The 11,979-nt window shown below is 51.1% G+C and carries 13 protein-coding genes; 8 read left to right on the top strand and 5 right to left on the bottom strand.

Features of this window, described 5'->3' with window-relative positions; all coding sequences use genetic code 11:
- Window positions 1-218: hypothetical protein (locus EJQ19_RS32215; protein ID WP_206438467.1), on the top strand; the 218-nt coding region annotated here is incomplete at its 5' end.
- Between the two features lie 96 nt (window positions 219-314).
- Here EJQ19_RS32215 and mnmL read toward each other — a convergent pair.
- A complete protein-coding gene (gene mnmL / locus EJQ19_RS21855; RefSeq protein WP_126143371.1) occupies window positions 315-1,265 on the bottom strand; it encodes a tRNA modification radical SAM protein MnmL/YtqA in 951 nt (316 codons plus the stop codon).
- A 150-nt stretch (window positions 1,266-1,415) separates the two neighbouring features.
- Between mnmL and EJQ19_RS21860 the strand changes: the two genes are divergently transcribed.
- Window positions 1,416-2,060 carry a WGxxGxxG-CTERM domain-containing protein gene (locus EJQ19_RS21860; protein ID WP_126143372.1) on the top strand — a complete coding sequence of 215 codons (645 nt, stop codon included), beginning with the start codon at window positions 1,416-1,418 and terminating at the stop codon, window positions 2,058-2,060.
- Window positions 2,061-2,301: 241 nt separating this feature from the next.
- Window positions 2,302-3,039, top strand: coding sequence for a tRNA (guanosine(46)-N7)-methyltransferase TrmB (gene trmB, locus EJQ19_RS21865; RefSeq protein ID WP_126143373.1), 738 nt, complete (start codon window positions 2,302-2,304; stop codon window positions 3,037-3,039).
- A 54-nt stretch (window positions 3,040-3,093) separates the two neighbouring features.
- Here trmB and EJQ19_RS21870 read toward each other — a convergent pair whose 3' ends face one another.
- Window positions 3,094-3,621: a phosphatase PAP2 family protein gene (locus EJQ19_RS21870; protein WP_126143374.1), complete on the bottom strand. Its 528-nt coding sequence runs from the start codon at window positions 3,619-3,621 to the stop codon at window positions 3,094-3,096.
- A 176-nt stretch (window positions 3,622-3,797) separates the two neighbouring features.
- Here EJQ19_RS21870 and EJQ19_RS21875 point away from each other — a divergent pair, with 176 nt between their 5' ends.
- From EJQ19_RS21875 to rplT, 5 genes are all read left to right on the top strand, one after another.
- Window positions 3,798-4,976, top strand: coding sequence for a glycosyltransferase family 4 protein (locus EJQ19_RS21875; protein WP_126143399.1), 1,179 nt, complete (start codon window positions 3,798-3,800; stop codon window positions 4,974-4,976).
- Between the two features lie 298 nt (window positions 4,977-5,274).
- A complete protein-coding gene (locus tag EJQ19_RS21880) occupies window positions 5,275-6,507 on the top strand; it encodes a glycosyltransferase family 2 protein (RefSeq protein WP_126143375.1) in 1,233 nt (410 codons plus the stop codon).
- 231 nt (window positions 6,508-6,738) lie between these two features.
- A complete protein-coding gene (gene infC / locus EJQ19_RS21885) occupies window positions 6,739-7,239 on the top strand; it encodes a translation initiation factor IF-3 (RefSeq protein ID WP_126143400.1) in 501 nt (166 codons plus the stop codon).
- 30 nt (window positions 7,240-7,269) lie between these two features.
- A complete protein-coding gene (rpmI, locus tag EJQ19_RS21890; RefSeq protein WP_126143376.1) occupies window positions 7,270-7,473 on the top strand; it encodes a 50S ribosomal protein L35 in 204 nt (67 codons plus the stop codon).
- A gap of 54 nt (window positions 7,474-7,527) precedes the next feature.
- Window positions 7,528-7,887, top strand: coding sequence for a 50S ribosomal protein L20 (gene rplT / locus EJQ19_RS21895; RefSeq protein WP_126143377.1), 360 nt, complete (start codon window positions 7,528-7,530; stop codon window positions 7,885-7,887).
- Window positions 7,888-7,940: 53 nt separating this feature from the next.
- Here the strand turns inward: rplT and EJQ19_RS21900 are convergent, their stop codons facing one another.
- The 3 genes from EJQ19_RS21900 to EJQ19_RS21910 are packed head-to-tail and all read right to left on the bottom strand — an operon-like array spanning window position 7,941 to window position 11,878.
- Window positions 7,941-9,068: a GerAB/ArcD/ProY family transporter gene (locus tag EJQ19_RS21900; RefSeq protein ID WP_126143378.1), complete on the bottom strand. Its 1,128-nt coding sequence runs from the start codon at window positions 9,066-9,068 to the stop codon at window positions 7,941-7,943.
- Between the two features lie 19 nt (window positions 9,069-9,087).
- Window positions 9,088-10,326: a Ger(x)C family spore germination protein gene (locus tag EJQ19_RS21905; protein WP_126143379.1), complete on the bottom strand. Its 1,239-nt coding sequence runs from the start codon at window positions 10,324-10,326 to the stop codon at window positions 9,088-9,090.
- Window positions 10,327-10,351: 25 nt separating this feature from the next.
- Window positions 10,352-11,878 carry a spore germination protein gene (locus tag EJQ19_RS21910; RefSeq protein ID WP_126143380.1) on the bottom strand — a complete coding sequence of 509 codons (1,527 nt, stop codon included), beginning with the start codon at window positions 11,876-11,878 and terminating at the stop codon, window positions 10,352-10,354.
- Window positions 11,879-11,979: the final 101 nt, after the last annotated feature.

Here is an 11,979-nt window from a genome sequence, read left to right on the forward strand (position 1 = left end):
CGAAAAGGCAGGAATTTTCCGCCCCCGAAGGCGTTTTTCGCAAAATGCCTGCGATTCAGCAGTTTTTCTGGTCAAATGCGCTCCCAATGAGGGAGCCTCGGCCCAAATGCCTGCCATTTTGCAGGCATTTCATCAAATCAGCCGGGAAAAAAGGAAAATTCCTGCTTTTTTGCAGGCTTACTGCCCGACGTTCGACACCAAGTCCTTCTTACCCCTGATTCCTATGCTCACCGGCGACAATCAGCGTCTGGATAGCGCGCTTTGTTCAACTGACCTTTCACTTTGCAGATCATGTTACTTATCGTTCCCGCCCGCTACCCCTGCCAATACTTCCCCTGCCACGTGTTTCGCTCCGCCATCACGCGATCGAAGCTATTAAGCACTTCCCATTTCTTGAGGCTCCACATCGGGCCGATGAGCAGGTCCCGCGGCGCATCGCCGGTCAGGCGGTGCACGATCATCTCCGGCGGCAATAGCTCCAGCGTGTCGACAACCAGATTCACGTATTCATCCTGCTCAAGGAAGCGCAGCAGGCCGGCTTCGTACTGCTTTACCATCGGCGTTTTGCGCATAAGGTGGAGGAGATGGATTTTGATGCCCTGCACATCCATTTGAGCCACGGCCTTGCCGGTGTCCATCATCATCTCGTGCGTTTCGCCCGGCAGGCCGTAGATGATGTGAGCGCAGACGCGGATGCCATGTCTTCGCAGCTTGGCGACGGCATCCAGGTAGCACTGCGTATCGTGCGCCCGGTTAATAAGTGTGGACGTCGATTCATGGACCGTCTGCAGCCCCATTTCGACCCAGAGGTACGTGCGTTGGTTCAACTCGGCCAAATACTCGACAACGTCATCCGGCAGGCAATCCGGCCGCGTAGCAATGGACAAACCGACAACGCCCGGCTGCTGCAAAATCACTTCATAATACTCGCGAAGCTCTTCCACAGGGGCGTAAGTATTCGTGTAGGCCTGGAAATAGCCGATGTATTTGGCTTCAGGCCATTTTTTGTGCTGGAGGTCGCGAATGTTGTTGAACTGTGTCACCAGATCGTCGCGGCGGCTTCCCGCGAAATCGCCCGAACCGCGCGCGCTGCAGAACGTGCAGCCGCCTTTTGCAATGCTGCCGTCCCGGTTCGGACAGGTAAATCCGGCGTCGAGCATGACTTTGAACACTTTTCCGCCAAAAGCTTCGCGCATTTCATAATTCCATGTATGGAAACGTTTGTCGCCCCACAAGCGGGGGGACTCCTGAATAATCGTAGACATTACAGCAGACTCCTTCCTTCCCTCTATTGTAGCGAAAATTACACATGAAAGCGACCCCTGTCTTTCCAACAAGTCCCCCGTTAAAAGAGGGCGGAAGAGCGCAATATAAACGTGCATCACCATTACACTACTGGAGAGGGGCAATGGACGATGAACAAATTTAAAGTACTGACGCTTTCCGCAGCTTTGACAACAGCTTTGACGATGGGAGCGACAGGTGCCTTTGCGACCACTATGGATACGGGGAACGCAGGGACGACGGGGACCGTGGGAACGTATGGAACAACAACGGGGTCTGCGATATCTACACCGGGCTATACGACTGGTACTACGACGAATGGCTACACGAACGGCGTTTACACGGGGAACAATTATGATGCAACGACAAGACTTGGCACGGGAATGACGGGAACAGGCACAACAACCAACCCTCTTACGGGCACAAGTGCCGGAAATGGCACAAGCATGTACGGCACAGGCAACAACGGCACTTACAGTACGAACAGAACAACGACCGGCACTTATCCGAACAATACGACAGGCGTCATGGAGCATATTAACAGCACGGGTCGCAATATGGCGGAGAACGTGAATAACGCCGGTCACAACATGGTGAATCGGATGACGACTAAAAGCACTGCTACGACAACACCAACAACCCTTTCCGGCAATTACCGCGCTTATTCGACAACAACAAATAACTCTGGCAATTGGGGTTGGTTGGGACTTGTTGGTCTGCTCGGTCTTGCGGGTCTGAGAAGCGGCAACCGCAAAAGAGACGAAAGCTACAAATAACGGGACGGCCGTCCCAAGGAACGAGGCACCTTCTTCCATTTTGGAGGGTGTCTCTTTTTTTCACCAGCATATCGGAAAGTATATCCTTGAAGCGGCTCTATGCCTTCAGTAAACGCTCCCGTCCATGAAAAGACGGTGGAACCGTTTATCTTTGATTGGAAGCCGAATCACTTTGATTTTTTTCATAGAATCGTCTATGATTTGTATTCGAATAGCATGTACGTGTAGGAGGCAATCATAGATGCGTTTACGGGGAAGAAAAGGAATCCGGGAAGACATTGAGCGCCAGAAGGAGCTCGTCGTCCTGAATGCCAAGGACTATAAAGGCAAATGGGCGGAATTGTTCGGCAACGACAACCCGATTCATGCCGAGCTCGGCATGGGCAAAGGCCGCTTCATTAGCGAAATGAGCCGGAAATATCCGCACATTAATTTCATCGGCGTCGATATGTACGACGAATTGATTCGCAAAGCGAGCGAGAAGGCGAGAGCCGCGCACGGTTTGGAAGAAGGCGAGGACGGCGATAACCTGATCGAGATTTCAAATCTGCGGTTGATGCTGTTCAATATCGAGAAGATTGAAGAAGCGTTTGCGCCGGGCGAATTGGAACGGGTGTATCTGAACTTCAGTGATCCATGGCCGAAAAAGAAACATGCGCGCCGCCGTCTGACCCATCCGGGATTTGTCGAGAAATATCAACAAATTTTGAACGAAAAAGGCGAAATTCATTTCAAAACCGATTCCGTGTCGCTTTTTGAATTCTCACTCAATTCGTTTGCCGACATGGGGCTGAGAATGCGGAACATTTCGCTCAATTTGCACAGCGACGGTTTTCATCCGGACCATGTGATGACGGAATATGAAACGAAGTTTGCCGGCCAGGGCATGCCGATTCACCGCGTAGAAGTGATGATCGGCGAAGAAGCGCTCGCCGCACATGTGGCGAATTTGGCGAAGCCTGAACCAGAAGAAGAATAAATATAATAAGGCTGTCCATCAGATGCCGCGGCGTCTAGTGGATAGCCTTATTTTTTATGCCCAGAAAGCGAGAGTAGAGAGCGAAACGGTAGTTCCGATCACGCAGCCGACGATGACGTCCGATGGGTAGTGAAGCCCGAGATACATGCGGGACATGCCGACGATGAGCGCAAGCGGAATCAGCACAAGCCCGGCTGCGGGGTAGGCGTAAATCAACGGATAGATGACAGAAAAAATAGCGGTCGTATGCCCCGAAGGAAAGGAATGATCGGTCAGCGGGTTTTTGTAGGTTTTGGTTTGGGGCAGAACGAGATACGGGCGCAGCCTAGGGTACTTCTTTTTCATAATGGCTACAGGAATATGGCTAAGCGTTAAAGCCACGAGAGCCTGCATGCCTGCAACCCGCAATGCGCCATGACCGAACACGGCCATGCAGAGCGAGATGAGAATAGAGGCTGTGGCGCCGCCCAAATGCGTAACTTTAGTGAAAACTTGATCGAGGAAGAAGTGCTGAATCCGCTGATTGACAAAATGAAAGACACGTGTTTCATGTTGCTGCAGCCAAATCACGACACGGCTCATAAGGATGGCCTCCTTCACGACAAATTACCTTGCCTCTTAAGCATAGCGAGGATTTATTAGAGGAAGATTAACGCAGCATTAATTTTGGCCGGCACGGAAATTTACGTCCTTCTAATCTGTCGATAACAATCCCGATCTACACTGGAAGGAACCATGGGATGAAGGGATTGATGAGGATGAGAGTCGCCTTGTTTACCGACACGTTCCTGCCGGATGTCAACGGTGTCGCCAAAACGCTCGGAAGATGGACGCAGTTTTTGGAAGCCAAAGGGGTTCAGATCAAAGTGTTCGCTCCGGCGAGTCTCCATGCGAAGGATCACGATCCGTTTCGTGTGGAACGATTTTACAGTATTCCTTTGCTATTATATCCCGAATGCAGGCTGGCTATCCCGAATCCGCTGCAGCTTCGCAAAACCCTCCATGCCTTTCAGCCTACGCTCGTCCACTGTGCAACCCCTTTCAATTTGGGACTTTTCGGCCTGCATCACGCCCGTAAATATAAAACTCCGCTTGTCGCCTCCTACCATACACACTTTGATCAATATTTGAGCCACTATAAAATCCCTTGGGTAGAGCCTACGTTATGGAAGTACATGCAGTGGTTCCATCACAGCTGCGAGAAAGTGTATGTGCCTTCCCAGTCGACCTTGCACCATTTGGAGAGCAAGGGCATGCGCAACCTCGAAATATGGAGCCGCGGTGTCGACACCGCGCAGTTTCACCCGAATGTCGAACGAAAGTCAGTGCTTGCGGCATATGGTATTTCCTCCCAAAGTTTCGTTATTCTATATGTCGGACGTTTGGCCCCCGAAAAAAGTGTGGAAGTTGCGATCGAAAGCTTCCGCTCACTCCCTGCGGACATTCGGAAGAACAGCCGCCTGATTATCGCCGGCGACGGACCTTCCGCGGCACTTCTGCGCGAATTCTGTGAAGATGAAGGGGATGTCACGTTCACCGGTTTCGTGCAAGGCAGACAGCTGGCCGATTTGTATGCGGCGGCGGATGTGCTCTTGTTCCCGTCCGCGACGGAAACGTTCGGGAACGTCGTGCTGGAGGCGATGGCGTCGGGAACGCCCGTCATCGGCGCTGCAGCCGGCGGCGTGCAGGACACGATTGCGCACGGGCAGACAGGGCTATTGTGCCCGCCAGGGGATGTTGCGGCGTTCACGGAAGCGCTGCAGCGACTGTACTTATCGGAAGCCGACAGACACCGGCTGGCCGCGGCAGGGCTGGCTTACGCGCAGCGCCAGTCGTGGGATCATATTTTCAGCAAATTGCTCGCCAGCTGCGAAGAAGTTGTTCAGCGCAGCGCCGAGTTTGAACCGTCGATTGTCTCTCACCGGATGATTCGCTGAACTCATTGGCGCGTTAGTTCGTCTAAATGGTGAACATTTGGTACACAATAAATGAAAAACGATGAAAACAGGACATTTCTTGATCTCAGATCAAGATCGCGTATTCCCTTATGAGTCAACTTCTCTAATTTGATCTATAGTTGCGCAAATTTCGTTATTTGCAGACTTTGACAAACGAAGGGAAGTAAGGGAAAATCATTAACGATTGTGCATATACGTGTGGTCTTGTAGATAATCGGCACAGAAGCAATACAAACAGAGAAGCTTCACGTGCAATAAAAAAGGGGGACTTGGCTTCATGCTCGACAAGATATTGCTTGCCGTTCAAATTTTTCTTGCCTTGGTCGGTGCGTATCAATTGTTACTAACGTTTTTCGGCTGGTATCGTCCCAAAACGAAGAAGCTGCATGCACCGCAAAAATCGTTTGCCGTGCTGATCGCAGCCCACAACGAGGAGCAAGTTGTCGGGGCGCTGATTGAAAACCTGAAAGAACTGGATTACCCGAAAGAACTGTACGATGTTTTCGTGATTTGCGATAACTGTACGGACGGAACGGCGGATATTGCCCGCAATCTCGGCGTCTATGCCATGGAGCGTCATAACCCGAACCTGAGAGGGAAAGGCTACGCGATCGAATGGATGCTCAAAGAGCTGTGGAAGCGTGAGCGCCAGTATGACGGCATCGTGATGTTTGACGCAGATAACCTGGTCAGCCCAGATTATTTGACACATATGAACAACGACTTGTGCAACGGCTCCCGCGTGATTCAAGCGTATCTGGATACGAAAAATCCGAACGATTCCTGGATCACAGGCTCTTTTGCAATTTCGTTCTTCTATGCGAACCGTTTCGTGCAGACGCCGCGCTCCAATCTCGGACTCGCCAATTATCTTGGCGGCACTGGCATGTGCTTCGATTCCGCACTGCTCAAGCAAGTTGGTTGGAATGCGACGAGCCTCGTGGAAGACCTGGAGTTTTCCATGATGTGTGTGCAAATGGGGATTAAGCCGACGTACAACTACGATACGCGCGTGTATGACGAGAAGCCTCTTACGTTCAAAGCGTCCGCCAAGCAGCGCCTGCGCTGGATGCAGGGACACTTTGAAGTGGCCAAGCGTTTTTTCTTCCCGCTCTTGTGGCAGGGAATTAAGCAAGCGAGCTGGGTCAAGATCGACGCGGCCATTTACTCCGCGAATGTATATAACTACTTTTTCGGTGCGATTCTCTCCGTCCTGCTGTGGATTCGCTCGATGACGGGACCTGCAGATCATTCGGCGCTGGTACATATCAATCCGGTCGTGATCAACTCGCTCAGCGTGGCGATTTACGTCTTGCTGCCGCTGTCCATGCTCATTGAACAGGCGCACAAGAAGACGTACAAATATTTGCTGCTGTATCCGATTTTCATGCTGTCGTGGTGGCCGATTACGTTCTACGCCTTCTTCACGCAGAACAACAAGCAATGGAGCCACACCGAGCATACCCGTGTCATTCGTTTGGATGAAATGAAAAGCAAACAAGTGAGTTGACATTCCTTGCGTGAAATGATATTATACTTCAAGTAAAAGCAGAGGCGCCCGCTTCTCACCTGACTAACTCTGTGTTAGCTGGTCTGAATGAATCATCATGAACATGCAATAGGTTTGGAACTGAACCTGTTATTGATGAAGATGTGGGCCGTATTGCGCCCGCATCTTTTTTTATTAGAGAAGAGAGCGTTACATACTTTATGGAGGTGGAACACAATTAGCAAAGATCATATGATTAACGAAGAGATTCGCGTGAAAGAAGTACGCCTGATCGGGGCGGACGGAGAACAGCTCGGCATCACGCCGATCCGCGAAGCGATGCAAATTGCACAGGACGCAAATCTTGACTTGGTTAACGTAGCACCGACAGCAAAACCGCCGGTTTGCCGGATTATGGATTACGGCAAGTTTCGCTACGAAACACAGAAGAAAGAGAAAGAAGCTCGCAAGAACCAGAAGATCGTGGATATCAAAGAGATTCGCCTGAGTGCGACGATCGATGAACATGACTTCCAGACGAAGCTTCGCAATGCAATCAAATTTCTTGGCGATGGCGACAAAGTGAAAGCCAGCGTCCGGTTCCGTGGTCGTGAAATAGCACACTCGGAAATCGGCCGCAGAGTACTTGAGCGTCTAGCTAGTGAAACAGCAGAAATCTCCTCGCTGGAGCGCGCTCCGAAGCTTGAGGGAAGAAGCATGATCATGATCTTAACGCCGAAGGCAACTTCGTAGGCGGTATACTAAATTAGGAGGAACAACACCATGCCGAAAATGAAAACACACAGCAGCCTGAAAGGCCGTTTCAAAATTACTGGATCTGGCAAAGTCGTGAGATACAAACAAGGCAAGAACCACTTGCTTTCCGGTAAATCATCCAAGCAAAAACGCGTACTGTCCACAAACCCAGTAATGGCTCCTGGCGATGTACGTCGTTTGCAACAACAATTGACATTGATCAAAGGTTAATTGTTAAGAGATCACTAATCGAACATCATATATAATTCCAGGAGGTAGTTCACAATGGCAAGAGTCAAGGGCGGATTCGTTCGCGCTCACCGTCGCAAGAAAATTTTGAAACTCGCAAAAGGTTACTTCGGTTCTAAACACCGTTTATTTAAAACTGCAAAAGAACAAGTGATGAAGTCCCTGGTATACGCATACCGTGACCGTCGCACAACAAAACGCAACTTCCGCAGACTGTGGATTACGCGTATCAACGCAGGCGCTCGTCAAAACGGCCTGAGCTACAGCAAATTGATGCACGGCCTGAAACTGGCTGGCATCGAAGTAAACCGTAAAATCCTGGCTGACCTGGCTGTTAACGATGCGAAAGCATTCAACGACCTGGCTGCAGCTGCCAAAGCAAAAGTAAACGCGTAAGCTTCGCTTCGCGTCAAAAAGCTTGTCCCTCCCGGGGCAAGCTTTTTTTGCGACTATTGACTGCCTCCGGGTTGCGGTCCTGACGGCAGAGCATTCTGTCCTGTGGGCAGCTTGCGGAAGAGCAGGATGATGAACATGATGACCGGAATGACGATCTGAAAGATCGGAAACACTTTTTTGACGACGACGACGAGACCGATCCAGGCGTGGACCGTGTAATTCGGTTCAGTAAAGGAAGTTGCATAGATGACGGTGCTGACCAGAATGAGCCATACGGCTCTTGGTATGCGCGGAAAAAGATGAGCGAACGCGTAGACGGAGCCGCAGCAAAAGGTCATCATTTTCACAAACAGTCCGAGAAACAGCAGCAAGGTGACCATCACGTCCAGCCGTTCCAGAATATTGCCGACCTCGATGAGTTGAACGGCCTGCAGAAAGGGCAAAATGCTGAGGCTGTTGATGGTAACGCCCAGCACCATGATATTGAGCATATTCATCGAAACGAGGAATAAAGCGACGATTGTGTACGAGATAAGGCTGAATCTTTTCATTTTTTGCTTATCCGGGATAAGGTGCCAGAGCATAAAGAAAATCACGGTTTGTCCGAACGGAAACGAGATGATGTCGGGAAAGGCCGCTTTCAGAACGGGAGCGATGCCGTGCTCCAGCACAGGCAGGAGATTGCCGGGTTGAACGAGCTTAGCCAGAAAGATGAGAAACGTCAGCAGCATATAGCTGATCATCACGATCGGCAGCAGGGCCTCGGTAATATGGAACAACGTGCGGATGCCCATGGAAATGGCATAGATGGCAAGCAGCACGATGACGGACATCGTAACAGATTTCGGCGTAACTTTGAGCAAGGTCAGATTGGCGATTTCTCCAAAATCGCGGACATTGCGCATGGATTCGTAAGCAAAATAAAGGGCAAACAAGATGCCGATGCCGGTGCCGGCCCACTTGCCGAAGCAGAGGCGCAGCAGGCCGATCAAGTCCTCGTCAGGCGCTTTGTTTTGGATGAATAAGAACATATTCAGCAAAATAAAGCCGACGATGGCTGCCGCGAGCATGGCCAGCCAAGCATCCTGTTTCGCGCTGCTGCCAAGCGCAAAAATCGGCGTGCTGCCGATTTCAAAAAGAATCATCATGACAGCCAATTGATAATTGCTGGTTCGGTCCATGGGTAACTCCTCCTTCATGTCACTCGCTTGATTCCTCAATCTGTGCGCCGAACGGCTTGCTGCTCATGCCGATGCGGGCGATATCGACGTGAATTTCCGGCTCAATCGTGAGCTCGGCAAATTTTTCGGGCCAATGGTCCTTGAATTCTTTCCATTTAGCTGGATGATGTTTGTGGAGCAAATCCGCGATTCCGAACACATCAAGCTGCCGTGAGGTGGCTGTTTGAAAGGCATGAAGAATCAGCCTATTCAAATCCGCGCTGACATAAGAAGCCAGTTTTTTTAATTCCTCCGGCTTGGAAGGGTCTTCCTTGCAGCCGTTCTCCACGAGATTCCCTTGCAGATCTACGGTTAACCGCATCGACATTTGGCCATCCTGACCAAAAACCGGCTTGAGCTTGCTTTTGCTATGGTTCACGAGCAGCGCCGCTTTGTAATCGGTGCTGTCCTGGGAGCAGGCGAAATAGTAAGTCGTACCATCGACAGAGTTGTTGATGAAGGTGACCCCGTACTGCACGAGTTTATCGAAGTATCCGATGAGCTTGTCCTTTTTAAAGATGCCGATGCGGCCTAGCTTCAGCTTGTTCTCAAAAGAGGTTGCTTTTAGCGAAGAAATCGTGGTGTTCTCCCCTTTGCCGGAAATGTGAATTTCGGGAATCAAGGTGTAAGGGGAATCGCTTGTGTTGTTCATCATGAACTCGTACATCCTCACTTGCTTATAGTTCGAGCCATGCTTGTTCTCATTTTCTATAAGATTTTTAATGGCGGTACCCTGCATTTTTTCGAGGGGGATGACTTGTTCCAAGATCTGTTTGCCTTCTCCTTCCGCAAGTAAGACGCTGATCGTCTCGCGGGAGTCGGAATTTCGCAGAAAAATGTCCATCATTTGCGAAATGCCTTGCTCGGCCGCTTTCTGCCCGATAACGAGAATGCGGGAGTGCGAGAAAAAGAGCGAGCGGGGCATCTCCTGGCTCGATTTTTGCACGGCGCCACGGATCGAACCTCCGCTGGTCGAGAAGACCATCACGGGTGCTTGCTGCCCTGGGCTCCCTCCTGTATTTGGATTGGCGATGGCTTGAGGGATGACAACCTGATATGAAACGGTCCATTCTTTTCCGTCCCAATCCAACGCAGTGGCGGAAGTAATGGCGAGATCGTTGAGTTCCCTGCGGTCCCAGCATCCCGTGAGAAGGAGGGCTAAACTGACCGTCAGCATGCCAAGGCAGACGCACCGCAGTAGTGTTCGCGACAAATTCACCTTACCCGACCTCCTCTAGGTTGAACTATGAATTGCGCTTATGGATGGACGGCTTTTTGTATGGCTGTTCCCGGACGGGATTCTTGGTGCTGAATGGCCGTTTGCGGGCCAACCATTTGGGCACCCGGAGTATCGTATCCTTCAGCTTCTCAAGATCCAGCGGTGCAATCGGCGTTAAATACGGCAGGCCGAAGGAGCGAAGCGATGCGAGATGAATCAGAATCGCCACGCACCCGGCCATGATGCCGAATAAACCGAGCGTCCCCGCCAGTATCATCAATCCGAATCGGATAAGACGGGCTGCAATCGCCATATTCAAAGCCGGTGTCACGAAGTTCGAGATGGCAGTGAACGATACGATGATGATCATAGCGGCAGATACAAGTCCGGCTTGTACAGCTGCTTGCCCGAGCACGAGCGCGCCGACGATGGAAATCGCAGAGCCGATCACACGCGGCATGCGAACCCCGGCTTCCCGCAGTACCTCAAACGTGATTTCCATCAGGAACGCCTCGACAAGCCCCGGGAAAGGCACGCCCTCCCGCTGGGCGGCAATGGAGATGAGCAGCGTTGTTGGAAGCATTTCCTGATGAAAGGTCGTGATGGCAATATAAAGAGACGGCAGAAACATGGAGATGAGAAAGGACATGTAGCGAATGAGCCGAATAAAGGTTGCTATGTCATACCGTTGGTAATAGTCCTCGCTGGAATGCAAAAAGTTAAAAAACGTGACGGGTGCAAGTAAAACAAAGGGTGTCCCTTCTACGATAATGGCGAACTGCCCTTCCAACATTCCGGCTGCGACGGCGTCGGGGCGCTCTGAGTTCATGATGGTTGGAAAAGGGGAGTAGGTGGAGTCTTCCAAATACTCCTCAAGCGGCCCGCTCTCCAGCACCGCGTCGGTATCGATGGCCTGAAGACGTGACAGCGCCTGTTGGACGATCTGTTCATCGGCTATGCCTTGAATATAGGCGACAATAACTTCTGTGCGGGAATATCTGCCGATTTGCAGTGGGATTAATCGCAGGTCGGCTGATCTTATTTTTCTGCGCAGCAGCGACGTGTTGGTGCGAATATCTTCGGTAAAGCTTTCCTTCGGGCCCCGCACGACGGTTTGTGTCTGCGGCTCGTCGATCGCGCGTTTATCCCAGCCTGAGGTGCCGGCGATGATCGCCTCGTCATAACCGTCTGCAAGAATGACCGTACTGCCGCTGAGCAGGGCGGAGAGGGCCTCGCCCCCGTTCTTGCTGAGAATCAATTCAACGACGGTGATGGCTTGATACAGCAGATCGTGGAAGCAAAGATCCTGTTCCCAATAGGCGCCGTTCTCCTGCGTTAAAAAGAGCGGCTGCAGAATATGTTCATTGACGACGTCGGACTGGACAATGCCTTCTATGTAAAAGAGAGCGACTTGATTCGTGTCGGGATAGCAGCCGACTTCAATCTGCCGGTACACGATGTCAGCGCTGTCGCCGAGCTGCTGTTTGAACCAGCTGACATTGTGCTGAAGGCTCGCCGACAAAAGAAACGATTCCTGCAGACCTGCTTTCATGGACAGTCTCCTTCCCATTTCCCATAGAAATTGGTATTATCTTCTCTCACACGGAAATGTTTTATTCGATTCCCTATTGACTATTGCCTGAGGGATGCATA

The organism is Paenibacillus whitsoniae (assembly GCF_003955665.1).
Lineage (GTDB): Bacteria > Bacillota > Bacilli > Paenibacillales > NBRC-103111 > Paenibacillus_E > Paenibacillus_E whitsoniae.

Bases quoted from the DNA above. Each gene is read 5' to 3' on its own strand.
- mnmL (WP_126143371.1), bottom strand. From the start codon at position 1,265: ATGTCTACGATTATTCAGGAGTCCCCCCGCTTGTGGGGCGACAAACGT.
- EJQ19_RS21860 (WP_126143372.1), top strand. From the start codon at position 1,416: ATGAACAAATTTAAAGTACTGACGCTTTCCGCAGCTTTGACAACAGCT.
- trmB (WP_126143373.1), top strand. From the start codon at position 2,302: ATGCGTTTACGGGGAAGAAAAGGAATCCGGGAAGACATTGAGCGCCAG.
- EJQ19_RS21870 (WP_126143374.1), bottom strand. From the start codon at position 3,621: ATGAGCCGTGTCGTGATTTGGCTGCAGCAACATGAAACACGTGTCTTT.
- EJQ19_RS21875 (WP_126143399.1), top strand. From the start codon at position 3,798: ATGAGAGTCGCCTTGTTTACCGACACGTTCCTGCCGGATGTCAACGGT.
- EJQ19_RS21880 (WP_126143375.1), top strand. From the start codon at position 5,275: ATGCTCGACAAGATATTGCTTGCCGTTCAAATTTTTCTTGCCTTGGTC.
- infC (WP_126143400.1), top strand. From the start codon at position 6,739: ATGATTAACGAAGAGATTCGCGTGAAAGAAGTACGCCTGATCGGGGCG.
- rpmI (WP_126143376.1), top strand. From the start codon at position 7,270: ATGCCGAAAATGAAAACACACAGCAGCCTGAAAGGCCGTTTCAAAATT.
- rplT (WP_126143377.1), top strand. From the start codon at position 7,528: ATGGCAAGAGTCAAGGGCGGATTCGTTCGCGCTCACCGTCGCAAGAAA.
- EJQ19_RS21900 (WP_126143378.1), bottom strand. From the start codon at position 9,068: ATGGACCGAACCAGCAATTATCAATTGGCTGTCATGATGATTCTTTTT.
- EJQ19_RS21910 (WP_126143380.1), bottom strand. From the start codon at position 11,878: ATGAAAGCAGGTCTGCAGGAATCGTTTCTTTTGTCGGCGAGCCTTCAG.